Source organism: Streptomyces sp. NPDC059832, from assembly GCF_042731715.1.
Lineage (GTDB): Bacteria > Actinomycetota > Actinomycetes > Streptomycetales > Streptomycetaceae > Streptomyces.
Genome location: NZ_JBHWIY010000062.1, coordinates 1 through 26389, shown reverse-complemented (window position 1 = coordinate 26389; position 26389 = coordinate 1). Strand labels below are relative to the sequence as shown.

The 26389-nt window shown below is 68.9% G+C and carries 25 protein-coding genes and 4 pseudogenes; 10 read left to right on the top strand and 19 right to left on the bottom strand.

All coding sequences use genetic code 11. The annotated features are described in order from the left end of the window. Positions 1-92 precede the first annotated feature (92 nt). From ACFV8T_RS43445 to ACFV8T_RS43385, 13 genes and pseudogenes are all read right to left on the bottom strand, one after another. Positions 93-317 (bottom strand): annotated as a pseudogene (locus ACFV8T_RS43445) (cupin); the annotation flags it as partial. 509 nt (positions 318-826) lie between these two features. Beyond that, positions 827-1621 carry an ornithine cyclodeaminase family protein gene (locus tag ACFV8T_RS43440; protein ID WP_385338877.1) on the bottom strand — a complete coding sequence of 265 codons (795 nt, stop codon included), beginning with the start codon at positions 1619-1621 and terminating at the stop codon, positions 827-829. Positions 1622-1696: 75 nt separating this feature from the next. Next, a complete protein-coding gene (locus ACFV8T_RS43435; protein ID WP_385338874.1) occupies positions 1697-4249 on the bottom strand; it encodes a SpoIIE family protein phosphatase in 2553 nt (850 codons plus the stop codon). Between the two features lie 678 nt (positions 4250-4927). Then, positions 4928-5304, bottom strand: a pseudogene (locus ACFV8T_RS43430) (transposase); the annotation flags it as partial. Between the two features lie 12 nt (positions 5305-5316). After that, positions 5317-5853, bottom strand: a complete 537-nt coding sequence (locus ACFV8T_RS43425) for a transposase (protein WP_385338885.1) — start codon at positions 5851-5853, stop codon at positions 5317-5319. Continuing rightward, positions 5850-6062 carry a winged helix-turn-helix domain-containing protein gene (locus ACFV8T_RS43420; protein WP_385338871.1) on the bottom strand — a complete coding sequence of 71 codons (213 nt, stop codon included), beginning with the start codon at positions 6060-6062 and terminating at the stop codon, positions 5850-5852. Before ACFV8T_RS43420 ends, ACFV8T_RS43425 begins: the two co-directional genes overlap by 4 nt. Continuing rightward, a complete protein-coding gene (locus ACFV8T_RS43415) occupies positions 5959-6210 on the bottom strand; it encodes a hypothetical protein (protein ID WP_385338888.1) in 252 nt (83 codons plus the stop codon). The genes ACFV8T_RS43420 and ACFV8T_RS43415 overlap by 104 nt, the downstream gene beginning before the upstream one ends. A 488-nt stretch (positions 6211-6698) precedes the next feature. Further along, positions 6699-7421, bottom strand: a complete 723-nt coding sequence (locus ACFV8T_RS43410; protein WP_385338869.1) for a GNAT family N-acetyltransferase — start codon at positions 7419-7421, stop codon at positions 6699-6701. 141 nt (positions 7422-7562) lie between these two features. Continuing rightward, positions 7563-7796 (bottom strand): GNAT family N-acetyltransferase, encoded by a 234-nt coding sequence (locus tag ACFV8T_RS43405; protein ID WP_385338882.1) that lies wholly within the window; start codon positions 7794-7796, stop codon positions 7563-7565. Positions 7797-7818: 22 nt separating this feature from the next. Then, on the bottom strand, positions 7819-8259 hold the full coding sequence (locus ACFV8T_RS43400) for a hypothetical protein (protein ID WP_385338867.1): 441 nt from the start codon (positions 8257-8259) through the stop codon (positions 7819-7821). Positions 8260-8717: 458 nt separating this feature from the next. Then, positions 8718-9059, bottom strand: coding sequence for a thioredoxin family protein (locus tag ACFV8T_RS43395; protein ID WP_385338864.1), 342 nt, complete (start codon positions 9057-9059; stop codon positions 8718-8720). 102 nt (positions 9060-9161) lie between these two features. After that, positions 9162-10163 (bottom strand): NAD(P)/FAD-dependent oxidoreductase, encoded by a 1002-nt coding sequence (locus ACFV8T_RS43390; protein WP_385338880.1) that lies wholly within the window; start codon positions 10161-10163, stop codon positions 9162-9164. Between the two features lie 410 nt (positions 10164-10573). Then, positions 10574-11044: pseudogene (locus ACFV8T_RS43385) on the bottom strand (transposase); the annotation flags it as partial. Between the two features lie 111 nt (positions 11045-11155). Between ACFV8T_RS43385 and ACFV8T_RS43380 the strand changes: the two are divergent. Then, the gene (locus tag ACFV8T_RS43380; protein WP_385338861.1) at positions 11156-11692 is read left to right on the top strand and encodes a hypothetical protein; all 537 of its coding nucleotides are present in this window, start codon (positions 11156-11158) and stop codon (positions 11690-11692) included. On the opposite strand, the gene ACFV8T_RS43375 is transcribed toward ACFV8T_RS43380, so the two are convergent. Together ACFV8T_RS43375 and ACFV8T_RS43370 are read right to left on the bottom strand one after the other, a co-directional pair. Next, positions 11649-12440 carry an IS5 family transposase gene (locus ACFV8T_RS43375; protein WP_385338858.1) on the bottom strand — a complete coding sequence of 264 codons (792 nt, stop codon included), beginning with the start codon at positions 12438-12440 and terminating at the stop codon, positions 11649-11651. The two genes, ACFV8T_RS43380 and ACFV8T_RS43375, sit on opposite strands and share 44 nt — an antisense overlap. Positions 12441-12731: 291 nt before the next feature. Further along, positions 12732-13439, bottom strand: coding sequence for an alpha/beta fold hydrolase (locus ACFV8T_RS43370; RefSeq protein ID WP_385338855.1), 708 nt, complete (start codon positions 13437-13439; stop codon positions 12732-12734). 384 nt (positions 13440-13823) lie between these two features. Here ACFV8T_RS43370 and ACFV8T_RS43365 point away from each other — a divergent pair. From ACFV8T_RS43365 to ACFV8T_RS43325, 9 genes and pseudogenes are all read left to right on the top strand, one after another. Further along, positions 13824-14702 (top strand): annotated as a pseudogene (locus tag ACFV8T_RS43365) (IS701 family transposase); the annotation flags it as partial. Positions 14703-15215: 513 nt separating this feature from the next. Further along, positions 15216-16052 (top strand): sugar phosphate isomerase/epimerase family protein, encoded by an 837-nt coding sequence (locus ACFV8T_RS43360; protein ID WP_385338853.1) that lies wholly within the window; start codon positions 15216-15218, stop codon positions 16050-16052. Beyond that, a complete protein-coding gene (locus ACFV8T_RS43355; protein WP_385338850.1) occupies positions 16049-16984 on the top strand; it encodes a Gfo/Idh/MocA family protein in 936 nt (311 codons plus the stop codon). Before ACFV8T_RS43360 ends, ACFV8T_RS43355 begins: the two co-directional genes overlap by 4 nt. Beyond that, positions 16935-18158, top strand: coding sequence for a methionine adenosyltransferase (locus tag ACFV8T_RS43350; protein WP_385338847.1), 1224 nt, complete (start codon positions 16935-16937; stop codon positions 18156-18158). Before ACFV8T_RS43355 ends, ACFV8T_RS43350 begins: the two co-directional genes overlap by 50 nt. A 267-nt stretch (positions 18159-18425) precedes the next feature. Then, positions 18426-19043 (top strand): hypothetical protein, encoded by a 618-nt coding sequence (locus tag ACFV8T_RS43345; RefSeq protein ID WP_385338844.1) that lies wholly within the window; start codon positions 18426-18428, stop codon positions 19041-19043. Then, a complete protein-coding gene (locus tag ACFV8T_RS43340; RefSeq protein ID WP_385338842.1) occupies positions 19040-20104 on the top strand; it encodes a hypothetical protein in 1065 nt (354 codons plus the stop codon). The genes ACFV8T_RS43345 and ACFV8T_RS43340 overlap by 4 nt, the downstream gene beginning before the upstream one ends. After that, on the top strand, positions 20104-20838 hold the full coding sequence (locus tag ACFV8T_RS43335) for a coenzyme F420-0:L-glutamate ligase (protein ID WP_385338839.1): 735 nt from the start codon (positions 20104-20106) through the stop codon (positions 20836-20838). The genes ACFV8T_RS43340 and ACFV8T_RS43335 overlap by 1 nt, the downstream gene beginning before the upstream one ends. A gap of 250 nt (positions 20839-21088) precedes the next feature. After that, a complete protein-coding gene (locus tag ACFV8T_RS43330; protein ID WP_385338836.1) occupies positions 21089-21904 on the top strand; it encodes a shikimate dehydrogenase in 816 nt (271 codons plus the stop codon). Positions 21905-22231: 327 nt separating this feature from the next. After that, positions 22232-22681, top strand: coding sequence for a GNAT family N-acetyltransferase (locus ACFV8T_RS43325; protein ID WP_385338833.1), 450 nt, complete (start codon positions 22232-22234; stop codon positions 22679-22681). Between the two features lie 139 nt (positions 22682-22820). On the opposite strand, the gene ACFV8T_RS43320 is transcribed toward ACFV8T_RS43325, so the two are convergent. The 4 genes from ACFV8T_RS43320 to ACFV8T_RS43305 form a co-directional block, all read right to left on the bottom strand. After that, positions 22821-23645: a 5'-3' exonuclease H3TH domain-containing protein gene (locus tag ACFV8T_RS43320; RefSeq protein WP_385338830.1), complete on the bottom strand. Its 825-nt coding sequence runs from the start codon at positions 23643-23645 to the stop codon at positions 22821-22823. A 147-nt stretch (positions 23646-23792) separates the two neighbouring features. After that, positions 23793-24884 carry an NUDIX domain-containing protein gene (locus ACFV8T_RS43315; RefSeq protein WP_385338827.1) on the bottom strand — a complete coding sequence of 364 codons (1092 nt, stop codon included), beginning with the start codon at positions 24882-24884 and terminating at the stop codon, positions 23793-23795. Positions 24885-24930: 46 nt separating this feature from the next. Continuing rightward, complete coding sequence (locus ACFV8T_RS43310) at positions 24931-25707, bottom strand: PIG-L deacetylase family protein (protein ID WP_385338825.1); 777 nt, start codon at positions 25705-25707, stop codon at positions 24931-24933. Positions 25708-25734: 27 nt separating this feature from the next. Then, a complete protein-coding gene (locus tag ACFV8T_RS43305) occupies positions 25735-26172 on the bottom strand; it encodes a glycosyltransferase family 2 protein (RefSeq protein WP_385338822.1) in 438 nt (145 codons plus the stop codon). Between the last annotated feature and the right edge of the window lie 217 nt (positions 26173-26389).

Genomic DNA, 26389 nt, shown 5'->3' with positions numbered 1-26389 from the left:
CCGCTACGAGAAACGCGCCTACATCTACCTCGGCACCGTCACCCTCGCGGCCCTCGCGATCTGGCTCCGAACATGATCCAAGAAACAGACCCTAGGTCGCCGGCCTCCGCCGCGAGTTGGCGCAGGCTTTGCCACCGCCACACATGGGGTACGGCGCGTGAGCGCGGACTGGCCGGCATGAGGTCGCCGATCTCGGTCCACAGCGGGACCAGCAGCTCCTGCTCGAAGCCGCGGTAGAGGTCCTTGAGCGCGGGGGTGACATCGGGCTGGCCAGGGGCATCGACCGCCTGGATGCGGACGGGTGAGGTGATGGTCATGAGTGCCTCTCGATCGGTGGGTCAGCGCGCCGTGGCCATGACCACGCCGGAGGCGGGCCGAGCGACGATTTACGTGACGAGGAGCAGGACGGCGGACACGGCGGCGAATACCACACCGATCAGCGCGGCGTGGCGGGACAGTGATGGCGTGGACAATGAGGTTGTAACCGTCGTGGACGGCGATGAGCCGGCAGAGCACCGGCGGCACCCGGCCGGACGGGCTGCGCCGCACGGTCTCCATCGGCTGTGGGGTGCGCTGCGTGGTCATGGCCACAGGATGTCGTCCGTGCTGCGGAATGGGACACAAGATTCTGCTTTGCAGAATGTGAAGCCGGAAGGACAAGCTGCCGAAGGCGGCCTCGGTCACAGCTCAAGGCCGCCTTGGTCTTGAACGGGTACGAGTGGGTTGAACCAGGCGTTTCGAAGTGGTGGTGCTTGCGCAGTCACCTTTCCAGCCTCTTGGGCTGATCCGGCGGAGGGCAGCCGGCGTTTGGCCGCCGGTCAGGCGACTATGGGGCCAGTTCGCGCAGGACGGCGGAGGCGAGTGCCGCGTCGAGTGCGCCGAGTCCGGTGAAGTCCGCGACCTTGATCGCACCCTCCGGCCGCTCGACGGGCCTGTCGAGGAGAAGACCGACTGGTGTGTCGCCGGTGTCGGTCGTGGATCCGGCGCGCACGGCGTGGCCGAAGTCGGCGTGGTCCAGGCACTGTTGGTGGTCGTCGGTTGCGATCAGTGCCGCACGGGCGAAAAGTGCTGGCGGCAGTTCGTTCTTGTGGGGCATGTCGGTGCCGATGCCGGTGACGTGCGCGCCCGCGCGGACGTCACCGGCCTGCAGGACCGGAGCCGTGGCCGGTGTGGTAGTGACGACCATGTCGGCTGCTGCCGCCTCGTCGGCCAACGCGGGCCGGGCTTGATGGCCGAGGGCGTTGAGCTCCTCGCACAGCGACCAGGCCTTGTCCTGGCTGCGGCCGTGGACGAGCACCGTGTCGATCGGGCGGAGCCGGGCCAGCCACTCGACCTGGAGGCGGGCCTGTTCTCCGGTGCCGAACACGGCCACGGGGCCAGCGGCGGGCCGGGCCATGGCGTGGGTTGCCAGAGCGCCGGCGGCGGCGGTGCGCCAGGCGGTGAGCAGGCCCTGGTCGGCGAGGATCGTGCGGATCTGGCCGGTGCGGGCGCTGACGACGCAGACCAGGCCGTGGTTCGTGGGCAGGCCGGCGGCGGGGTTGCGGTAGAAGTCGGTGGCGATTTTGACGGTGAAGTCGGGCGTGTCGGTGATCCACTCCGGACCATGCCTCTGACCAGGCAACGTCTGTATATCGCGCCATGAACTGTACCGGTGACGTCCTTGTCACATCCACCGCTCAGCGCTCGCCTTTCGGTCTCAGTACAGGGACACGCTTCCAGAAGAGCCCGATACTGCACACTCGGCCCAGATCGTCTTGCCTGCTGTGGTGTGACGAGTGCCCCAGCGTTCGGAGAGCTGAGCGACCAGGAACAGGCCACGACCGCCCTCGTCAAAGGTGCGCGCCCGGCGGAGGTGCGGAGCGGTGGTGCTGGCGTCGGATACCTCGCAGATGAGGGCCTGGTCATGGATCAGCCGCAGCACGATGGGCGTGTGTGCGTACCGGATGGCGTTGGTGACCAGTTCACTGACGACCAGCTCCATGACGAAGACAGCGTCGTCCAGTCCCCATGCGGCCAGCCGGGCGGCTGCTTCCTTGCGGGCCTCGCCGACGACAGCGGGGTCGGCGGGCAGCTCCCAGGTGGCCACCCGGTCGGCATCGAGCGTATGGGTACGGGCGATCAGCAGTGCGACGTCGTCGATGTGGCGCTCAGGGAGCATGCTGTCGAGCACATTGTCGCAGATGGTCTCCAGCGGCCCGGCAGACGCCACCAGGGCCTGGCGCAGCCTGTCAAGCCCGAGATCGATGTCCCGGTCGTAGGATTCGATCAAGCCGTCGGTGAACAGGACGAGCAGACTTCCTTCCGGAAGTTCCAGCTCGGTGGTCTCGAACGGTAGACCGCCCAGGCCCAGCGGAGGACCGGCGGGCAGGTCGAGGAAATTGACGGAGCCATCCGGTGTGACAATCGCCGGCTGTGGATGTCCGGCGCGGGCGAGGGTGCAGCGGCGAGAGATCGGGTCGTACACCGCGTACAGGCAGGTGGCACCGATCTCGCTGGAGATGTCGCCGCCCTCGTCCAGTTCCGGGTCTGTGGACCAGCTGATGACCAAGTCGTCGAGCTGGGTGAGGAGTTCGTCGGGGGAAAGGTCGACGTCGGCAAGCGTACGGACCGCAGTGCGCAACCCCGCCATCGTGGCAGAAGCATGGATACCGTGCCCAACGACGTCCCCGACGACCAGGGCGACTCGGGCGCCGGACAGGGGAATGACGTCGAACCAGTCACCGCCCACGCCGACCCGGGAGCCTGCGGGCAGGTAGCGGCTGGCGGCTTCCACCGCCGACCGGCTGGGCAGTCGGCGTGGCAGCAGACTCCGTTGGAGGGCGACCGCCGTCGCGCGCTCGCGGGTGTACCGGCGCGCGTTGTCCACGCAGACCGCCGCTCTGGCCACGAGTTCCCCAGCAAGGACCAGATCGTCCTTGGTGAAAGGATCCGGGCGTCCCCGGCGTGCGAAGACGGCCACGCCGAGAGGGTGCCCGCGGGCTCGCAGAGGCACAGCCATCACCGAGTCGATGTCGCGGTCGCGGGGCTGTTCTGCCGGAGACTGGAGCTGTGCGACCCAGTGATCGAAGTCGGCGTTCCCCGGCCTCACCAGGAGAGGAACACCGGAGGCCAGGCAGCTGCCCGAGGGAGCGGGATTCGGGTAGGCCTTCACCTTTCCCGGCGTCATGGCAGACGGGGCGGCATCTTCGCGGGTGGCCTCGCGCGCGACCCGTCGCAGCACCACTTCCCCAGGAGTCAGGCCGGAGGCCGGCTCCTCACTGCGAAGCACGGATTCCAGAAGATCGATGCAGGCGACATCGGCGAACCGCGGTACGGTCACCTCGGCCAGTTCCCGAGCGGTACGTTCCACATTCAGTGTGGTCCCGATCCGAGCACCGGCCTCGTCCAACAGGGCGAGCCTCTCCCGTGCCTCGTACTCAACGGTGATGTCGAGCGCGCAGACCCATGCGCCTTGTACGCGGCCGGATACCTCCTTGAGCGGGCAGACGGAGAGAGCCCATGCGTGAGGGCGGGACTCGCCCGGCGTCTGCCAAAATGTCTGCAGGCTCGCCGGGTCACCGGTCTTCAACGCTACGAAGATCATTTTTTCGACCTCCGTATAGGGGGGACCCGGCAGGAACTCCGTGAGACGCAGTCCGCGCGCCTCGTCCTCGCTGACGCCGATCACACTGGCACATGCATCGCTCATCCGGAGCAGTCGGCCGTCCCCGTCGTAGATGCCCATGACGAAAGCCGCCTGCTTGAACGCCAACTCCGTGAGTTCTTCGTCCGCGCGCGGGCGGCGCCCGGTTCCCGATTCGGCCACCAGGAACCACTGCGGGGCTCCGTCGTGCCCTGTCGTGGGAACGGCCAGTAGCTCCACGGTGACACTGTTGGCGTTCCGGTGTCGAAGTTCGGTCTCGCCGCTCCAGGGCGAGCGCGTCGTCAGTTCACGCCTGGCCGCTTCGGACAACGGTCCAAGGAGCAGGCCTGTTGCGGAATGCCCCACGACTTCGGAGGACGAGTAGCCGAGCAGCCGCTCGGCGCCGGTGCTCCACTCCGTGACAGTGCCGTGCTCATCCACCACGGCCGTATTCAGGCCGAACAACACCGGCCCCCGATCCACCGGGGGCTCAGCCGGTATAGCGTCGTACCCGTCCATGGCCACTCGTTCGTTCTCAGGTATCCCTGCCCGCATCAGCATGGCGCTATGACCTAGCTTAGTTCCGCCGATTGATTGCAGCCGGGTCGGCTTTCTGACGCTGGCCACATTCCTGCATGGCGCAGCAAGCTGGGCTCGTGCCCGCGTCCGCCATCCGGAAGGTAGTACGTCGCGGCGGAGGCTCTGGAGCCCACACCACCCCGCCTGCGGAGTGTAACGGCGCGCGCACATCCTGTTCCAGGCTGGCGGGGCTCCGAAACCCCCTGCCCCGCCCCTGAAGCACGACGGGCTCCGTTGGGAGCCACCGCTCTCCACCGTTCGCGACGCACGGCCCGCAGTCCACATCGCATCCGGCACCGTCTCCGGGCGAGCCGGCGCGAACGCGGCTGATCTCCATGGCGGAGATGGCCAGAGTACCTGCGATCACGGCTTTCACGCGGCTTTGGGATCTCGACCTTCCGATGCGAAAGGCAAATGTGGCGGCAAGCCGTCGTGCACGTTTCCAGTGCCGTCCGGAGCAGAGTGTTGATCATCTCGCATGGTTCGTCCTGCGAGATATCCGCAAAATGCGACTCAAACGCCGCGACCACGCCCTGACTTTCTCACCGGCCGAGCCAGTCACACGCGATGCCGGATCGCATGCTCCAGCGGTGCCGGTGCCTCAGACCCCCATGAACCACTCGACCCGAGATTCACCAGCGACACGGCCAAGTGGCGTCCGACCATGTTGTCATGGCTGAGTTTTACTCAGCCATGACAACACATGCTGGACCTCGTGGTGAGGGTCGGCCGTCCCGGGCGTCGAGCGGCCTGACAGAGGTCGGCGGCGGTCAAGATCTCGACAGGCAGTCCGGCCAGCAGCAGGTGGGCGATGCGGGGCGCGTCGTACCCGGCGTCGAGCACGACCAGAACCTCCGGGTCACCTTCCTGTCACCGGCCGACGGCCACCAGCCGCTCGACGACTTCGCGGATCTGCGCCGTGGCAACGTCGGCTCCGGGCTCCAGACGGACTGCGTCCAGCACCGTCCAGGAGGTGTTGCCGCTCTCTTCAGTGCGGCCACCACCGAGTACGGCCAGCCGGGCACCATTTGGTGCTTGCCCTCGACCCGGCCGAACGTGTGACAAATGGCCCAGTCAGCACAGGTGTTGGCATCGGGCCGCAGCTACTGAGGTTTTCAGGGTGGAGTCGGTGGTACGAGGGTCAGACCGGTGGCGGTGAGGCAGCCGTTGATCAGGTAGGGCCGGAGCTGGATCCTGCGTAACTCGCGGCGGAGGACACGGTCGAGGTCGTCAGGTGCGTCAAAGGCGGTGTTGGCCATCGCTCTGCGCACGAGTGACCAGATGGCCTCGACGGGGTTCAGGTCAGGCGCATAGGGCGGGCGGCGGAAGGTGGTGAGCCAGTCGTGCTCGGCCTCATACTGCTTCAGCCCGGCGGCCAGGCGGGTGTTGAGATTCTCCCAGACCACCACGATTGGGTCGCCGAGCTGGATATGCGCCCGCACCAACAGGTCGCGGTAGTCCTTCCAGGAGAAGCTCTTGCGTGCGCCTTTGAGGAGGAGGTGGGTGCGGGGCCGGTGGATGAGACGGCTTTTCTCGCCGGGTTTGTAGCAGCACAGCGCGGCGACCGAGGCCCGGCGGCGGGACCTGCCACGGACGCGGATGACGGGGGTGTGCCCGCGTCGGCCCCAGGTGCGGGCCCGGGGCGGCGTCATCGAGAAGCCGGCTTCGTCCTCGAAGACGATCCAGGCGCCACATGCCGCCGCGAGGCTTTTACCCGCGGCCACACCTCCTTCTTCCACAGCTCCACCGCGTCCTCGTCACGCTCGAGTGCTCTGCGGGCTGGTGCCTGCCAGGACCAGCCGCGCCGCCGAACCCGCCGGGTGCGGGACCTTCGCGATTCCGTCGAGCAGGGCAACGGCACGGGCCGCCGAGAACTCGCCGGAGGGGGCGGAGACCGGCCGGGGTTCGGAGGGGCGCAATGGCTGCGTGGCCGCGAAAGCGGTGAGGAGCAGCAGCAGGAGAGCGGCCAGGGCCGATATCCGTCCGCGTATGTTGGTCGGGGGCTGCACAGATATACCTCATAGCTGGAGTGGAAGTACGGGTGTGGGGCCGGTGCGCGCAGGGATGCCGCGCAGCACCGGCCCGATGCGGGAGAGTGTCTCGGCAACGGTGAAGCCGCCCAGCAACGGTCTCGGTGGCCCTGCGCGATCAGAGTTGGGGCTGCAGATCCCCGGGGCGGGCTGTGGAAGTCCACGGCTTTTTCCCGGCGTTCGGTCGGCATCCGGGCGAACCCACGTCCGAGGAGTGGGGGCCTGCGGGCCGGGCCGGTACCCGCGTCGTCCCTGTACCCGCCCGGTTCCCTTGACACCCGGTTCTTTCGTCCGGCCCGGGCCCGCTCCCGCGCAGGCTCGCCCGGGTGTGGCCCGTCGTCCGGGCCACACCCATTTCGCAGATGTGCCGTTGCCAGGCTTTCGCTCTGACGGTTCGTAGGTTCCCGGGGTTCGCTCCGACCTCGTGTACGCGGACGTCGCTCCGTGCCCGGGAGCGGCGGGCGGTGCTACGCGGCGGAATCCGGTGAGACGACGTCCCAGGTTCCGAACAGGGTCAGGCCCGCCGATCCGGCTGCCGCCACCGAGGCGTGGTTGTCGAGCTGACAGCGGTACTGGGGCTCGTGGCCCCGTGCCAGGGCGTGCCGGGAGATCGCGCGTACGAGGCGCCGGGCGTGTCCCCTGCCCCGGTACGACGGGAGCGTCAGCACTCCGAGATCGGCCAGCGGCGCGTCGTTCCACGGGTACATACTCGCCACGCACACCAACTGGCCGTCCTCGAACGCCCCGTAGACCGCCCAGTGGTCCAGCTCGACGGACGCGTCGTCGAGATCCTGCTCGGACGCCGCTTCCTCGAACTGTCCGAACACGTCCGCGTCGGCATCAGTGAGTGGACGGATCGAGGGGGCGTCCGGTTCGCCGAGCAGATTCTCCCGGGCCTCATGGGTGAAGTAGAACAGGTTGTCGGCGCCGTGCAGTGAGATTCCGGACTTCTCCATCCGCTGCCGGAAGCCGGTTTCGTCGACCGGCTGCCCCTCTTCCAGGCACACGGCCTCGGCGACCGCAGGCGTGAGCAGGACGCGTGTCCTTCCCTCCGTCGTCGTGAGGATGGTGAGCCGTTCGTCCTCGTCGAGCGCGGTGTCGACGGTGACACTGAAGGCGCTGTCGTCGTGGACGAGTCGACTCGTGGGAGAAGGAACCAGCCAGAAGTCGGTGATGACGGAGGGGAACATATCGGGTGCTACCTGCTCGTCGTGGTCGGGTGGCGGGCGATGTACCGCACGTTGATCGGGGGTTGCCTCGGTGAGGAGTTGCCTACTGCGGCTCGTCAACAGCCGCTGGATGCAGGCCTGATGGGATGGGTGCGGGGTAGGTCAGAAGCGTTTGACGAGACTGATCGAGCGGTCGGTGACGGTGAAGCCGAGGCTCTGGTAGAGGCCGAGGGCACCGGTGGGGCTATCGGCGTCGGCGTCGAGTACCGCGTGCTCAAGACCGGCTTCCCGCAGCGCCCGCAGCACGTGGGCCAGCAGGGTGCGGGCCAGTCCTTGTCCCCGCGCGTCCCGCCGTACACCGAAGGCCGTGATGTAACCGAACGGGCCGCCGCGCAGCGGCCAATCGTCCGGCTCCGCATCAACGAAGACGAACCCGACGACGCCTTTCGCCTTCGTGTGTGCCGGGGGTGACGGCGAGCAGGGACAGGTCCGGGCGGAACGCTTCCAGCCGGTGACCGGAGACCCATTTGGCGGAGGTCACCGGCTGGCTGGCCCAATGGTCGCGGAAGGAGTCGTTCATCGCGGATTTGGCCCGCTCCGTCCACTCCTCGCCGTAGGGCACGAGCCGTACTCCCTGGGCGGGCGGCGGCTCGGCCACCGGCGCCCTGAGATCGAGCTCCAGCTCCAGGCACCACCGGGCACGCTCGTAGCCGTGCTCCTCCAGGAGCCGGATCGTGGGAGTGGCGTGGTCCTGTGCGCCAGCGGTGAGCCATTCGGGCAGGGGCGCGTCGCTCGCCGCGAGATGCTGAAGCCCCCCGGGCCTCCTGCCATGCCAGCAGCGCTGTGCCGATGCCGTCACCACGGCGGTCCGGAGCCACCGTTCCGTCGAGTTCGACCCAGACGATCGTCTCCTGGGTCGCCGGGGCCGCGGCCGAGCCGAAGGCGACGGCCCGACCGGCGGCGTCGACGGCGATCAACGCGTCGCGCTCGGGGTCGAAGACTTCGCTGCTGAATTCCTCCTCCAGCGCGTCCCTTGTCACCAGCGAGCGCGGATGGTCGATCTTTCCGGCGGCATGCGCCAGGTCGAGGATCAGGTCGATGTCACCGGGGGTGGCAGGTCTCCAGATGAGCCCGTCGCCGGCCGTGGGCAGCTCGACAGTTGACGGAGCGGTCACCCGGTCGCGCAGTGCACTGAGTTCGGGGTGATGATGTGCGGTCCCACTCACAGAGAGATCCTCCAGTTTCAGCAGGGCGGGGTGTGCACCTTTTGCTTGGCCCGGGCGCCGCTGCGCCGAACAGGAGGTGCACGCCGGGGGCTCAGCGAAGGAAGGGGCCGAGACTCCGTTCCAGCAGAGGCTTCGGGGCGGCGCCCGTCCACGCCTTGGCAGGAGCGCCGTCGGCGTAGACGACGAAAGCGGGGATCGAGGAGATCCCGTGCCGGTCCGCCAGTCCGGGCTCCTCATCGGCATTGACCTTGACGACGTCCAGGACACCCGCATACTCGGCGGCGACCTGCTCGACGATGGGAGTGACCCTGCTGCACGGCCCGCACCACTCGGCCCAAAACTGGACCAGGACGGGGCGCTGCGCCTGCAGCACGCGGGCGGGAAAAGTCTGCTCGGTGACGCTGTCCCCGGAACCTGCGGGCTCTACCGCCATGGTGAAACTCTCCCTTGTTGGTGTGTTCGTGATGCATGTGCACGGTTCCCGGCCGGCCGGGAACCGCATCCGCCGGGAGCCGACCGGCTCAATGACCGGTGATCAGTCGGACGCGGCGCCTCGTGGGGCCGGCCGCGGCACGTGCCGCGGCTCCCGGGACGAAGAGCCGGCGTCCTTCATCGCACGCTCGACGTCCTCCGCGACCAGGTCATGATTGAGGGCGAACGCGGCCGCCGCCCCCTGCCCCGCAGCGGTGATCACGAGCGCCTTCGCATCGGACACATTGCCGACCGCCCACACCCCGAACACGCTGGTCCGGCCCGCATCATCGGTGGTCACCCAGCCGCTGTCGTCCCGCTCGCACCCCAGAGCCGTGAGAAGGGCGTCATGAGGAACCACCCGGGGGAAGACGAACACCGCGGAGCGCGGCACGACATGCCCCTCGACCAGCTCGACACCGCGCAACCGGTCGCCTTCGGTCACCAGACGCTTGACAGTCCCCCCGACGACGACGACCCCGCGCGCGGCCAACAACTCCCGCTCCTCCGCACCGAGGTCCAGGGTGTGTGGGAAGAAGACGACGTCGTGCGACCACTGCCGCAACAGCAGCGCGTGCCGCACCGCGCCCGGGTGCGTACCCAGCACCCCTATGGGCTGGTCACGTACCTCGTACGCGTGGCAGTAGGGGCAGAACAGCAGGTCCCTGCCCCACCGTTCCCGAACGCCGGGGATCGCGGGAAGCTCGTCCCGCAGCCCGGTGGCCACCACCACCCGGCGGGCACCGAGCACTGCACCACCCTCCAGACGGACGAGGAAGCCGGGATCGATCTGATCCACACGGCCCTCGAACAGATCCACCCCGTAACCGGCGACCTCGGCCCGGCCCACCGCCAGCAGGTCGGCCGGGGACATCCCGTCCCGGGACAGGAATCCGTGCATATGCGCGGCGGGAGCGCTGCGCGGCCCGCCCGCATCCACCACCGCAACCCGACGACGCGCCCTGGCCAGAACCAGAGCCGCACTCAACCCCGCCGCACCCCCACCCACCACCACCACGTCATACACGCCATCATCAGAAACGGCGCACCCCGAATTGTTCTTCACACTGTCCGTCGTACCGCTCACGGCGATCACCTCCACCCCGAGCGTGTACCACCGATCAACAGGCCAACAAAAAAGTTTGCCATTTCCGCAAACTGAACCGTTCCGGGTTTGGTCTAGACTCTAGAACTGACTGTGACCTGGGGTTTCGTGATCTTGCTGTAGTAGTTGGTCTCGTATTCGACGGGTGGGATGTGTCTATCTCACCATGCGGGTGGCGGTGGCAGTACCAGTCGACCCACTCGGCGGTGGCCAGCTCGACCTCGGAGAGCGTCCTCCAGGGGCGGCGGCGCTTGATCAGCTAGGTTTTGAACAGGCCGATCGTCGACTCCATCAGGGGCGTTGTCACGTTGGTAGGGTGTTGATCGGTTGAGGGCACGTCAGGGTGTGTCGGGGCCGGGTGGGGGCCTGGGTCACGCTGCGGTGGGCTGGTCGGTGGCGCCGGTGATCTCGTCCCAGATGGCGAAGCGGGTGGTCATCTCGGTGGGGTATTCGGTGGCGGTCATCAGGTGGCGGCGTGGTCGGAAGTGCGGTGAGATGCCGCTGAACGCGGACAGGAACCGCTGGGCCTCGCCGGTACTGCGGAAGCCCTTCATCGCGTGTTCGCGCTGCCTCGTCGGCTGATGACTGTTCTCGGCCTGGTTGTTCAGACTCTTGTGGGTGCGGTGTTCTACGGAGGGCATGACCTTGCGGTGGGCCGCGCCGCAGGAGCACAGCTTGTCGGTGACGACCACCCTTGGCACCGAGCAGGTCTTCTTGAGCAGTTTGCGGAAGAACCGCCTGGCCGCAGCGGCGTCCTGCCGATTCTGGGACAAAATGTCGAGCACGTTGCCATCGGCGTCGACGGCCCGCCACAGGTACTTCAGCTCACCGTTGATCCTGAGTGGCTGTTGTCGTTCCGAACCTGAGGGCGGCGTTTTCGCTGGTCAGGCATAGGGTCGGTGTTTCGGTGGGAGTGGTGGCGTGTCATGTCGTCGCTCCCCAGGAGGTTGCGGATGCCGTCGGTTGTCGGACTGTTGGAACAGCACGAGCCCGCTGCTCGCCGTCGAGTCGACGGGTTGCGTGAGGAAGCCGATCGTGTCCAGGCCGAGCTGGCCGCCGCCGAGGAGGAGTGGCAGGAGTGGGCGATCGCCCGCAGGAGAGTGGGCACGGTCCTGGGTTCGGACGGCGGCAACATCGCTGGTGAGAAGGGTGCTCCCAGCCCACGGGACGTGGACGTGTGTTCGGCGCCCGGGCAGGCGGCGAAGCCGAAGTCGCAGGTGCCGGTGTGGCGTGAGGGGCCGTCCCGGTCGGTGATGTCGGTGGACTATCAGCGCATCATCGAGGCCCTCGCGGACCGGCACCGGCTCCATCAAGGGCCGCTGACCTGCCAGGAATTGGCCGTGAAGTTCGGCCTGGACGCGGTGCCGGCCAAGGTGGAGGCGCTGCGGTCGAAGGCGAAACGCCTGGTCGCGCGGGGCTGGCTGGCCGAGCGGCAGCCGGGCCAGTTCACCCTCGCCCAGGGCCCGGCCGGGCAAGGCGGCGCGTCATGAGCAGGGTCATCGACCAGTAGACCATCGCCTCGGCGCTGGCGGTGCGGCGCTCGAAGTCTCGCACCAGACGGCGGGTGCGCATCAGATGGGCGAAAAGGCGCTCGACAATCCACCGCTTGGGCAGCACCACGAAACCTCGCATGCCGTCGCTGCGCTTGACGATCGCGAGGACCAGTGCGAGCGTGGCCAGGCAGTGCTCGACGAGGCTGCCGGTGTAGCCGCCGTCGGCCCAGAGCAGGGCGAGGCGGTGGTGCGCATCGGTCACCTGCTCAAGCAGGACCTGGGCGGCGGCGCGGTCGCCGACATCCGCGGCGGTGACCATCACCCCCAGCAGCAGACCGGGGGTGTCGACCACGACGTGCCGCTTGCGTCCGTTGATCAGCTTCCCGCCGTCGAAGCCGCGGCTGTCCGTCCCGACAACGGCGTCCGCCGTGACCGACTGCGAGTCGATCACGCCGGCCGTCGGCTCCGTATCCCGCCCCTCGCTCTCCCGAATCCTCGATCGCAACCGGTCGTGGAACTCCTTGACCAGGGCGTGGTCGCGCCAGCGGCGGAAGAACGCGTATACCCGGTCCCATGGCGGGAAGTCAGCAGGCATGGCCCGCCACTTGATGCCGTTGTCGACCAGGTAGCGCACCACGTCCAGTATCGCCCGGTGGCAATTCGCCTCCGGCTGCCCACCCCGGCCGCGCAGCCGGCCCGGCACCGGCAGTAGCGACCGGACCACGGCCCACTCCGCGTCCGTCATGTCCCAGGGATACCGCCGAACACGCTCCGGGCGATCGGCCTCATTCCCGAATCGGTGAGCGACACAATCACACGACAGAGCAGCCGAGTTGAACTCCACCGGCGCGAGCACATACAACTGCGGCAACAGGGTCTCCTGGATCTCGGCTGGCTTTGCAACCCCGAGCTACCAAAAGGCCCTGCCTTCATGCCCGCAGCTGGCGGCAACCACCCAATCGAGACTCCTGTTCAAGACACACACCTCAAGATCGGAACGACAACAGCTACTGAACGGTCTGGCTATGAGGCGTGATCAGGCCGCGAAGCCCTGAACCAGTTCTTCCAGCGAGGCGCTGACCTCTTCCGGTTCAGCGAGTATGGCCAGATGATGGGCCCTGCGGCGCCTGACGCGCCATCCTTCGCGCTCGGCCTGGCTGGCTTCAGCTGAGTACGCATCGCTCAGTTGCAGGTAGGCGCTTTGAGCGGGAGGAGGGGCTGGGCATTCAGGGGCAGGCTCGTCGAAGTAGGACAGGGGGACGCGGGGGAGTTCTTCGCAAAAGCGCCCCCGGAGAGTGGGGTCGGGCAGGAGTTCCTCGATGGTGCCTGGCGGGAACCATTCGTTCCAGGGCGGCAACATTCCCTGTCTGGCAAGCCCCCGCAGCTGATCCCGCATTTCGGTAGGCACTGTGTCGAACCAGGCGCGGCCCGGATGCGGCAGCAATGCGTCGACGAAGACCATGCCGACGACCGTGGCCGCCGTCGCATGAGCGACCGCGGGCAGTAGAGCGCCGGCGCCGCTGTGACCGACGAGAACGATCCGCCCGTCGGCTCGCCGAGCGATGTCATCGGCGGCGGTGACGGCGAGCCTCGCGTAGTACGGTCCAGCATCCGCTAACACCCTTGTCAGGGAGGGCACGACCGTCATGTGTCCGCGCGCGCGTAGCAGCCGCGCGACTGATTGCCATGTCGAAGCGCCTGCGAGTGGGCTGTGTACCAAGACCAGGTTGGGATGTCCTCGCATGACACCTCATTCTCGATCACCAGGGAGCCGTTCGGGGCTCACGGGCAAGACAAGCACCTTGGTTCGCCACCGGCCGTGGCGCTGTGCGGCGATGAGATCCTCCGAATGTGTCGACATGAGCCCAATGTCCCCATGGGGAGTTGTGACCGCAAGGGTTGGGAATTACGTGACGTTCAACCCGCTTGAGGTGGGGAAGTCCATGACCGTCGACAGGCGGACGGTAGCACTAGCACGCCAGCCGGACTTCGGTGTATGCCCTGGTCAGCGGCTTGGGTGTGGGGAGTGTAGCGGGCTGGAATGGGGGTGGGGCGGTCTTTGCGGGGTCGCCCCACGAACGTGTGGCCGCGCTGCTTGTAGTGGCAACGTTCCGGGCAGCCCGCTCGCATGAGCGATGTACCAACGGGCCTGTGGGAAGAGGGACTTGCTGAGCTGCTCTTGCGGATCGGAGGACGTTTTGCCCGAGTGGAATCCCGGCGACGGATGCGAGACTACGTCCGTGGGCTTCTTGGCCCGGTGGGCCGCAAGAACGGCTGGCAGCTCGCCGAATACGCCGGCCACGCCACCCCCGACGGACTGCAGCACCTGCTCTCCCGAAGCCGCTGGGAGGCCGACGAGGTCCGCGACGACCTGCACGCCTACGTCGCCGAGCACCTCGGCGCGAACAACGGCGTGCTGATCATCGACGACACAGGCTTCGTGAAGAAGGGCACCACTTCCGCCGGTGTCCAGCGCCAGTACTCCGGCACCGCAGGCCGCACCGAGAATTGCCAGATCGGGGTCTTCGCCGCCTACGCCACCACCCGCGGCCACACCCTGGTCGACCGCGAGCTCTACCTGCCCAAGTCCTGGACCGAGGACCGCGAACGCTGTCGGGCCGCCCGCGTCCCCGACGACCGCGTCTTCGCCACCAAGGGCGAACTGGCGCGGACCATCATCCTGCGGGCCCTCGCCTCGCCCCTGCCCATCGGCTGGGTCACCGCGGACTCCGCCTACGGCCAGGACTCCCACTTCCGCCGCTTCCTCGAAGACCACCAGCTCTCCTACGTCGTGGCCGTCCCCAAGTCCCAGCAGGTCCACGGCCCGCGCATCGACCACCTCATCGGCCAGGCCCCGCCCGAAGCCTGGCAGCGGCTGTCCGCAGGAAGCGGCGCGAAGGGCGAGCGCTTCTACTTGGTTGTACCCGCTCTCCGGTCACGGCGCCGCGCCGCCAGATTGACCTCCTCGGCGAGGCCGCTCTGGGTCAGGCCGCGGAGGGACCGGGCGATGGCGAGCGGGTGCTGGGGTCGCGAGTCCACGTGTCCATCTCAGCACCTGAGCGGCTGGGCCGGGGCAGGAACGGGGTATCCGCATGACCGCCGCATGACCCTCGAACACTGGTGCCCACGGCGGGTGTTGGGTCTACTTGCTTCCCGGGCCTGCTGGCACCGGGCAGGCGGAGAACCTATCGGAGACCCGTATGGGCGACGCGTGGCGGTGGCCGCGCTGAGCGGTGCGGACAACACCGGCACGACCAAACAACTCGACATTCCGCCCCACCGAATAACCGCCGCCATGAAGACCGGGCCGCTGGGCGCATGACGCCCGCAATTACGGAGACCAGGCAGTCCGGCATGGGCTGCTGGTGGCTTCAGACCGTGAACGTCGCGGGTATTTCCGGCGTGCTCGCGGTCTTCAACCTGAGTCGCTCCCGACATGACGCGAGGACGCGGGGCTGCGGCACTCGGACGCCTGATCGACGAGGTGGTCCACCTGACTTGCATTGACAAGGAGAATCCTGTGCAGGGAATCATCGTGCTCAACCCCGACGAGCTGGGGCAGGACCCGGCTGTCGGAATGGATGCGGCTCTCGCGCTGGGCGTGGGCCACCTGGAGATCCGTACGGCCTACGGCTCGAACGCCCTCGTCCTGGACGACGAGCGCCTTCGTCAGGTCCGGCGGCTGGCTGACGAACGGGGCCTGCGGGTGGCGGCGCTGGCGTCCCCGCTGTGGAAGTGGTGCCGCCCCGAGGCCGTTCCCGGCAAGGTCGACAGCTTCGGCTTCCCCACTCGGGTACCGGCCGAGGAGCGGGAACGCTGGGTGGACCGCGCGCTCGCCGTTGCCGGCATTCTGGGCACCGACCGCGTTCGTGTCTTCTCCCACCTTTCCGTGGGTGAGCAGACGGAGACCTTCCAGGGAGATTCCCTGCTGACGTACGCCCTCAAGGCCGCGGAACAGGCCGGGGTCCGGCTGCTGCTGGAGAACGAGCCGGTGTGCACGGTTGCCGAGCCCGAGCTCCTCTTGGCAGTTCTGCGTGAGCACCCCGGCCTGGGCCTGTGGCTCGACCTGGGGAACCTGTTCGAGGTCGGCCACGGCACGGCGGACGCCGTCGATGCCCTCGCCCCGTACGTCGAGTACGTCCACATCAAGGACTACGTGCCGCGCGATGACGGCATGAAGCACTTCGTGGCGGCGGGAGCCGGCGACGTGCCGTACACGGACCTGCTTCCCATCCTGCACCGGGCACGGCCGGTGCTGCCCTACGCACTGGAGACACACGTGCGGGAGAATCCGGGCGACGCTCTGACGTGCGGCGCGGCGTTCCTGCGCGGTGCCGTCCCGGGCGGCCTGGCATGAGGCGGGTGCTGCTCATCGGCTCGGGGGAGGTCGGAGCCAAGCACGCCGAGGCACTGAACCGAACCGACGGAATGGACCTGGTCGGCGTCGCCGACCCCTCGCCGGCCGTTTCCCCGCCCGCCGGGGTGCCGTCGTTCGCCCGGTGGGAGGGCGCACTGGACAGCCTCTCACCGGATGTGGTGGTAGTGGCGACGCCGCCCGGCACCGCCCTGGTGGCCGCCCGCGCCTCAGCGCGGGGCGGCGCGGCCGTCCTGGTGGAGAAACCGGCCACGCTCGATCCCAGTGATCTGACAACAGCGCCGGAAGACGAGCGGATCTTCGTCGCCTTCCAACCGCACTTCGCCCCCGGACTCGCCGGGCTGCTCGACCAGGCCCCGGCGGTACGACAGGCCGAAGTGACGCTGGTGTGCCGCCGGGACCGCGCCTACTACCGGACCTGGCGTACCCGGTACGCCACCGCCGGCGGCGTCCTGCACCAGCAGGCCATTCACGGCCTGGCCCTTGCCCTGCGGCTTCTGCCGCCCTCGTCCGTCGCATCCTGCACAGCCGAAATCCACCGCGAACGGCGGTGGGCCGAATCCGAGGACCGCATCACCGCAGCCGTGGCGTTCGACAACGGCGCGTGCCTGACGGTGGACGCCCGGGTCGACAGCGTCGACCAGCCGCGCCGCCACGAGGTCGTGCTGAACCTGGACGACGGACAACAGGTGCATGTGCGCGGCCGGAACCTCGAAGCCGGCCTCGGCGATCCACTGTCCGCGCCCGACGACCTGGCGTTGCGCCAGGCCATGTACCGGGCCCTGCCCACCGGTGACACCGGACCGCGCCACCCCTCCCTGTTCCCGCTCGCCCAGCTCCGCCGCACCCTGGAGGTCATCGATCATGCCTACCGCACCGCACGCAACGCTTCCGAGGCCGGTACTGCCGCATGACCTCGGTGTCGAGGTCGTCGAGCGCAAAGGCGTCGGGCACCCGGACACCCTCGCCGACTCCATCGCCGAGCTGGCCTCGATCCGCTACAGCGAGTACTGCCTGCGCGAGTTCGGCGCCGTCCTGCACCACAACCTCGACAAGGTCGCCGTCCTCGGGGGGCGCGCCCGCTTCGGGGACACCGACGGCGTCTACGACCGCCCCGTCCGAGTGATCTTCGGCGGCCGGATATCCACCTCCTTCGCCGGCCGTGCGATCCCCGTGCGCGAGATCCTCGAAGCCGCTGCCGACGAGCAACTGCGCACCGCGCTGCCGGGGTTCGAGCACGTCACCTGGCGGGCCCAGCACGAGACGACCGACTCCTCCAAGTTCGAGCGCTGGTTCGCCCCCCAGAGCCTTGAGGACCTTCCGGAGCACCTCACCGCATTCTCGAACGACACAGCGTTCCTCGTCGGCACCGCACCGCAGACCACCGCCGAGACCGTCGCGCTGCTGACCGAATCGTGGTTCCGCCAGCAGCCGTGGGCGGGCAGCGACATCAAGGCCCTGGTCATCCGTGACGGGCACGCGCTGAACGTCACCGTGTGCGTCCCGGCCCTGGCCGGACACCTGTCCAGCAGCGCGGAGTTCGAGGACGCCGTCAGCCACACCGCCCAGGAACTCACCAACCAGCTCCTGGGGCGCCTGCCCGGACCGGTCACGGTCGTGTGCAACACCCGCAACAGCCGTACAGGCCCTCTGTCGGGCCAGTACTTCACCGTCTCCGGATCGGCGATCGATTACGGCGAAGACGGGCTGGTCGGCCGGGGCAACGCCCGCTCCGGGCTGATCACCCCCGGCCAGCAGGCCGGAAACGAAGCCCTGTTCGGGAAGAATCCCACCTACCACGTGGGCAAGGTCGGCGGGTGGCTCGTCGACGAGGCGAGCCGAACGCTCGCCGAACAGGCCGGGCCTTGCCGCATCGCAGTGATGTGGCGCAACGGGAGCGCCTACCCCGAGCCCGCTTCCCTCGACATCACCACCACACACCCCGACCCGGCGAACACACGGCTCGTACGGGACGCGCTGCGCCGCACCGACTGGGTGTCCGACCTCGTGGACAACCAGCGCTACCTGCCCACCGTTGTGCCGGCTGCCGAGCTTCTGGCAGAACTCGACCCGACCACGATGCCGTGAACCAGGCCGCCGTGGCGACCGGCCACGTCACTGCTGCTCTGGAGCTCCCTGCGGGGCTGGACACGGGCCCGGCCATCACGGCGGCCAATCAGCTTCCCGGGGGCTGGCGCCTCCTTGTCCCGGGCCCCGACAGCCGGGACCGCACGGCCGTGACGGTTACCTACGCCGACGCAGAGCCGACGGTCACGGTGGACGGGCAGAGGGTCTGTTTGAGCCTTCCCCCTGCCGCGGCCCGATCCGCGACGCTGGCCTACACGACGTACACCCGTGCTGGAGCGGGCCCGCCAGCAGCAGCGGATGCTCACCCTCCACGCCAACGCCGCCGTCACGCCGAGCGGATGCGGTGTTCTGCTGCTGGGCAACAAGGGCGCGGGCAAGACCAGCGTGACCCTGGCCCTCGGCGCACGCGGATGGGCCTACGCCGGTGACGACCTGGCCGTCCTGGCCGAGGACGAGAACCAGCTGCTGATCATGCCGGGCAAGGGCACGGCCGCCGTCCGCCCGCAGGACCCGGAGTTGTGGCAGGCCCCGAAGCCCGTCGTCGACCTCACCCCGTTCCTCCGCGCCCCCGTTCCCCTGGCCGCGGTCGTCCGCCTCACCGTCCATCCCGCCGTTCCACGCCCCGTACTGGTGCCGGTCACACCGTTCTCCGTGAACGAGCAGCTCCGTCTCCACGAGGCCCTCGCCCGGTACATCAGCGGACTGCCCACCCCGCTGACCGGTCCCACCGGGGCGCCGTACGGAACGGTGTGGCCGCTGGACGACCTCCCGCTTGCCCGTTGGCGGACCCACCTGATCGCCCGGCTCGAACAGCACCCCTACACCTATCTGTACGCGCCCGATCCGCAGTCCGCCGCCGACCTCATCAGCAAGGAGTACGTGTGACGCCGAAACCTGCCGCCGCGATCCTGCCCAGCCGGAACGAAGCCGCCACCATCGCTGCCGTCACCGCCGCAGTGGACACCGCGCTTGACGATGCGCGGTCGGTCATCGTGCACGCCGACTCCTCCGACGACCCCGGCACCGCCGCACACTTCGCCGCCACCCCCACCCGGGCCGGGAAGGTCGGATTGACCGGGCTGGAACGGGGCAAGGGCGCCCAGATCCTTGCTTCGGCCCGGCGCCCGGAGATCGCCACCGCCGAGGTTGTGCTGATAGCCGACACCGACACCCGCAACCCTGACCCGGCCGTCTACCGCGCACTGCTGGACCGGGTACGCGACGGGGCTGCCCTGGCAATCGCCGACTACCCGCGCCACTGGGACGAGGCCAACCTCACCAACCACCTCGCCCGTCCGCTCATCGCCGCGGTCACCGGACACGACGTGCCGCAGCCCCTGGCCGGAGACCTCGCCGTATCCCGCGAAGCCCTGGCCGCCGCCGTGCGAGCCGCCGCAGCGCTGCCCGGCGCACTGGCGTCATGCACGAACGGGTACGGCATCGACGCCTTCCTGCTGCTGACAGCCGCCGCGATCGGCCCCGTCACCTCCGAACAGATCAGCGAGCCCAAACAGCATGCCGGGTCCTTCCCACATCTCCCGGCCATCTTCCATCAGGCCGTCCCGGTCCTGCTGCACCTGACTGCCGCCTGGAGCCCGCCGCCCATACCACCCGTCAGCGAACCGGCCATCTACCGGGCCGCCGACCGTGCGCTCGCGCCCGACAGCCTCCGGGCCATGCTGACCACACTGGAGAGCCTCGCCCCACTCCCGGACGGATACGATGACGGGCCCTGGCCACTGCCCGTCGCAGACGCCTGGCGTGCCGTCAACTCCGGTACGCCGGCCGTTGATGCGGCCCACCAGCTGTGGCCGCACTATCTGCACCGTGTCCGCGACTGGCTTGCCAGCCTGCAGCACGCCACCCCACGGCAGCGGGCCCAGAACCTCACCGCCGCCCACGCCCGCCTGCACACCGTTCTCATCCCAGCAGCAGGAGCTTCGTGATGACCGCCCCCTCCACCTCCGGCTTCTCCGCCTTCGCCCTGGAGCCCTTCCCCACGCTCCACCCCGGCAACGATCTCGCCGCCGCCATTGCCGACGTCCTCTCAAGCACCAGCACCGTTCTTCGCGACGGGGACATCGTGGTGGCAGCCAGCAAGGTCGTGTCCATCGCGGAGCAGCGCTACGTCGACCTGGCCACCATCACCCCCTCACCCCAGGCCGAGGAACTGTCTGCCAGGACAGGCAAGCCCGCCTCGGTAGTCCAGCTCATCCTGGACAACTCCACCGAGCACTTCCTGGCCACCGAACGCGGCCCGATCATCGCCCGGCACACCCTCGGCTACCAGCTCACCTCGGCCGGCATCGACCGCGCCGGCGCAGACGGCGCATGGCTGCTGCCGGTGGACCCGGACGCCTCCGCCCGCGCCCTGCGCGACGCCCTGATCACCCACACCGGCGCGCACGTGGCTGTCGTCATCGCCGACTCCGACGGCCGAGCCGACCGGCGCGGGGCGACCTGCATCTCCATCGGCGCCGCCGGGGTGGCACCCCTGCGGATCACCGAGCACGGCGACAAACGGCAGGAGGAGACCCTCACCGACATGATCGCCGCCGCTGCCGGGATCATCCTCGGCCAGCGAGGCCGCGGCGCCCCCGTAGCAGTCCTGCGCGGCATCGCGATCGAGCACAATGACGCAGGAGTCGCCACGATGCTCCACCACGCCCCCCGCTCATGAACTGCCCTTCCTGATCACCGGCGCCCGGCGAGGCCATCGGCACGCCTGGCCGCCGAAGAGCGCCCACGGCATACCGCTGCGGCTGCTCGACCGGCGACCACCGGCCACTCCGAACGCCAATAGCAGGGCGCTGGCCGGAAGGTCCTGAGCCATCACCCCGCCGGCCAGCGACCCCAGGGTGGGACCGCTCACTGACCGCCGGGCAGGCGCCCGCATTCCGCGACCACGAACACCCATACAGGAGAGCGCGATGAAGCAGCTCGCCGTCCTCGGATCACCCATCGGCCAGGCACTCTCCCCGGCCCTGCACCTCGCCGCGTACCAGGCCCTCGGCCTGGACTGGACCTACCGTGCCATCGACTGCACCTCCGACCGGCTGGCCTCCTTCCTCGCCTCCCTCGACGGAACGTGGGCCGGGCTGTCCCTGACCATGCCGCTCAAGCGCACCGCCGTCCCGCTCCTCGACCGGGTGACGGACACCGTCGTGCGAATCGGCGCGGCGAACACCGTCGTCGTGGCGGACGGCCAGCTCATCGGGGAGAACACCGACCTGTACGGCATGACGCAGGCGCTCCGCGAAGCGGGCGTGACCACAGCAGCAGACGTCACAGTCCTCGGCGCCGGAGCGACCGCCTGCACAGCACTGGCCGCCGCCCGGGAACTGGGCTGCGATCAAGCACGAGTCATCGCCCGCGACGTCGGCCGAGCCCGCCCAACGCTTGAGACCACAGCCGAGCGGATCGGCATCACGGTCAGAGTCGAACCCTGGGCAGCGGCCGGGACGTACCTGACCGCCGAACTGGTCGTTTCCGCACTGCCACCCGGAGTCACCGACGGTCTCGCACCGCTCTGGACACCCGCCGCCGGCACCTTCATGGACGTCGTCTACCAGCCATGGCCAACCCGCTTCGCGTACGCGGCGAAAGCAGCCGGGCGGCGCGTGGTCGGAGGACTGCCAATGCTCGTGCACCAAGCCGCACAGCAAGTGGTTCTGCAGACGCAGTGCCCCCAGGCGCCTTACGCGGAGATGCTGAAGGCCTGCCGCTCAAGGGCCAGCACGCTTTGATCCGCCGACGATCTCGGACGGCCGTCCGCAGAGCGGGCGACCCTGGCGCACCACCACAGATCCGAACGACGCTCCGGACGGTCACCCGTCCGTGCCGACGGCGACGATGGCTCGTCTCGGAGGCGCTGGTGCAGCTGGTCGGTGTCTGCCGTCCTGCACGGTATCCACCTCGCACGCACCGGATTCCTCACCGGGACATTCAGACCCTCGCAGCGTGCCCCGACTCCTCCGATCCGCCGGGCGAAGCGATGTCCTGGACACCGCGGACCGGGCACTATCAGATACATGACACACGCCACCGGTCCAGGCCTCCAGTCCGCGTGGACGATGACTCCCGCTCCGTACGACGACCCGGAAGTCCAACAGCTGCTGTTGGGCCTGTACGACGAACAGCGCTCGATGTACGGCTTCGCTGACGACCCCGCCGACACACCCATCTCCCAGTTCGTGCCCCCGCACGGGTTGTTCCTGCTGGTACAAGACGAACAGGGGAACGCGCTCGGTTGCGGCGGATGGTGGTTCCTGGATACCCGGACCGCAGAGATCAAACGGATGTACGTCCGCCCCGAAGCCCGTGCCCAGTCCTTGGGGCGGGAGATCCTGCTGCGTCTGGAAGCCGACGCGAAACGCAGGGGTGCCACGTGCACGCAACTGGAGACCGGCGTCGCCAACATCGCGGCCCTTGCGCTCTACCGCGCTCAGGGTTACACGCCGATCACCTCATACCGGCCCGGCAGGAATCCCGACGTCAACCGAGCACTTCGCAAAGATCTGTGACGTGCTGCTGTGTTTGCCGGGCCGGCTCTGGCCGTCTCTCCCGCAGACAACAGCGGCGTCATCGGCGAAGTGGTTCTGGACTGCGGGTAAGCCGAAGTTCTCTCCCAGGGCACCCACGACGCCAGCAACTGGACCCAGGTCACCACAGGTCCAGCGCTTCCAGGACGTGCGCGGCCCTCGGCAGCGGGCCGGTGTACGCAGCGGTGAGCAGGTTGTCGGGAAGGTCTGTCTTCGTGTCGAGTTTGATCACCTCGCGCCAGCGCAGGACCTGCGGCCACTGTTCGGCCCAGGAGGGGCGCAGTTCGTCGGCGGGGATGTTCAAGAGCCGGCGGCCGTCGGCCAGCAGGCGGGCGGCGGTCTTGGGACCGATGCCTCGGACGCCGGCGATGTTGTCGGCGGGGTCGCCCATCAGCGCGCGGAAGTCCGGCCACTGCTCGGCGAGAACACTGTAGCGGGGGAGGATGTGCTCACCGGCGGTGTAGCGACGGTCCTGGGCGAGGCCGGTGTTCAGCAGCCGCACGCTCGGGTCGGCCAGGAGCTGGATGTAGTCCTTGTCGGTGGTCATGATGTCGACCGCGCGGCCGTCGTCGCGAGCGCGGGTGGCCAGGGTCGCGATGACGTCGTCCGCCTCGCAGCCCTCCTGTTCGATCCACCGGACGCCGCTGTGGTCGAGGGCGTGCTTGACCAGGGCGAGGGACTCGATCAGGCCGGGCTCCGGCGCGGGTCGCTGTGCCTTGTAGGTGCTGTCCTGTCCGGCGCGTGCCTGTGAGCCGTCCTCGGCGTCGAAGACCACGAAGATCTCGTAGTCCGTGGCGTGCTGGGCCTGGGCCTTGCGCAGGAGTGCGGTGAACCCGAAGACGCCCGTACGGTCGACGGACTTGTCGCGGCTGGTGATGCGGGCGGCGAAGCCGTACCAGGCTCGGTGCAGGAGGTAGTGGCCGTCGACGAGCAGCAGAGCGGTCATGGCGGGGTGGCCTCCAGGGGCGGTGTGCGTGCTGGTTGGTGCCTGTGACCGCGGGGTCCGGGCATCTGGTGCGGATGGTTGGGGAGTGCGCTGACGGCACTGAGCGCGCGGACGGGACGTCCGTTCACGGAGGCGGCGCCACAGAGGTCAGCTGGTCGGACCGGGGAGTTCGGTGACGGGCTGGGGAGCGGCCCTGGGCAGGCCGAGGCGCCGACGGGCCTGGTGGACGGCGGCGAGCTGGGTGGTGGTCTGCTCGCCCCAGTTGAAGAGTTGGCTGGCCAGTTTCGGGGTGGCCAGGATGCGGGTGTGGCTGCGACCTGTGCCCGGACCGGCCGGTGGGGCACCGGTGTCGGTGAACATCGCGGCGTAGCGCAGGTGGGTGTGTCGCGTTCGGGGATCGGTGAGGTGTCCGAGAAGCAGCGGTGTTCTGAGCAGGGCCGCAGCGTGCTTCGCGGCCTCACGGCACAGTGTTGACGCCGGGTCGCCCTGGTCCTGGGGCTCGGGTACACCTCCAGGCAGATGGGCGGTGCCGGTTTCGGGTTCGAGGAGGACGAGGACGCGTCCGTCCGGTGCGAACAGCCATCCCTGGACCTTGGTCACCGTCCGCTCGTGCGGGGATGGGCCCTCGTGCCACAGGTAGTGGAGCTTGGCGCGGGCGGTGTGCAGGACGGCGAGGCGGTCCAGGACGGTGGGGGCGATCGGGAGGCCGTTCTCCAGGAGCACGGTCCCGGCGGCGTTGATCCGGGCGCGCAGCGCGGACAGAGCCCGGCGTGCATCGCTGGGGGAGAGCTTGTCGGGGAGCTGGGACGGCTCGACGAACTCGATACCGGTGATCTCGTAATCGGGCAGGCAGATCTTCGCAATCCGGGTCTCGTCCCAGGTACCGCCGTCAAAGACGTGCACGATCTCACCAGGAAACCGCACAGACGGGCGCGCGCCGAAGCCCTCGGCGGAGACCCAGTCGACGGCAAGGCCCCGATCGGCCATGGTGACGATGCCAAGTTCCTCCATCACTTCGCGCGCGGCGGCGTGGGCCGGTGACTCGCCCTCGTCGACGCCCCCACCTGGCAAGAGGCACGTGTCGCGGTAGTCGACATGCTGGATGAGCACTTTCCCCAGCCGATTGGTGATCAGCACGGACGCACCAACCCACAGCGCAGCCCTCGCCCGCAGAGCCGCGTACTCCTCGTCGCTCATCGGCCTGCGGGGCTGCTCGCCCGGAGGGGTGGTCGGCGTCATGTGTCTCCGATCAGAAGCGGCCGCTCGGGTCAGGGGAGGGGTGGCGTCAGGTGAGTTGATGCGGCACGCCTGGAACGGGGCCGGGCGTGAGTCGGGTGAAGTACTCGGTCGCGGTGATCGTTCGGCGAGCGTCTTCCCGGAGGCGGGCGAGGAGCCCGGGCAGCGACCGCTCACGGGCGACCTCCCCGCGGTGCGCGAAGATTGCAGCTTCCTTCTGCTTAAGCCAGGGGGTGACGTCGATCGCGGTGGTGGCGTACGTGTCCGGGACTGCGAGTACATGCTTGCCTACACTCTTCAGCAGCGGCCCCAGGGCGTCGACCCCCGACTCCGGGTGCGTGGCGCAGTAGACGGCGCTCGGCTGCCAGGGGTCACCGGCGTCCGGGTACAGGCATGCGAGTCCCGCCGCGTGGACGGCGAGGAGGGTGGCCTGGTGGGTGCGGCGGTGGTCCGGATGACCGGTCAGCTGGCCCACGGCGTCATGCGTTACGACGATATCGGGACGAAAAGACCGGATCTGGCGTACCAGGGCGGCGGTCACCTCTTCCAACGGTGCGTCGACGAGCCGGGGCCGGCCGGGCGCCGCATGCGGGTTGCGGGCGTCGCCGTATCCGAGCATGCGCGGTACGCCCGCGCCGAGCACGCGTAGCGCGTCGGCGAGTTCGGTGGCCCGCGGGCTCTCGGGCGCCCACGTCATGGTGACCACAGCGGTACGCGCATGTCCGGCGGCGTGCTGGGCGAGCACGCCGCCGGCGAGAAGGCTCTCGTCGTCGGGATGACCGAACACACCGAGCAGGGACGGCACAACAGGGGGTGGGGATGTCACGGGCGGGCTCTCTCTCGTCAGGGTGGTTCAGATAACAGGCGGGCGCCCGGCTCTGGTGAGCCGGCCCACGGTCCGCCAGGACATCGGGCGGCGCACCTGGTCGCGGCGGCGGGCCCAGCCCTCCCGCATGCCGGCGAGGGACTCGCGCGTTCCGCCGCCGCTCACGGCGCGCACCAGGGTGATGGCGGTCCAGACGGCCAGGTACAGGGGGATCAGGGGGCGGGGGAGGCTGCGGTAGGCGACCGAGATGCGGTTGCGGGAGGCGAGCCGGTAGAACTGCGGGTGCCGGGCCGGGCTGCTCACGGGATGGTGCATGCGGATCTCGGCGGCGTACCAGCCGGTGTATCCCGCGGACCAGAACCGGTACGCGAGGTCGAGCCCCTCGTGGTACAGGAAAATACTGCTCTCCCACCTGCCGACTTCTTCGAAGACGCGTCTGCGGACGAGGACGACGCCCTCGGTCATGGTGGTGATGATCCCGGGCCTGCCCGGATCACCCGCCCGGAGGCGCGGCACCCAGCGGCGCGGCGTGGTCGCATCGTCCGGTCCAGTCAACCTCGGCTGCACATACTGACTTCGGCTCGTCAGGGTGAACTTTCCCGAAGTCCCTGACGGGCTTGGTGTGGTGGCTGTATTCGATGGTGTGTGAGGTATTCGGATGGGGGCGGGCTGACCGTTGCGG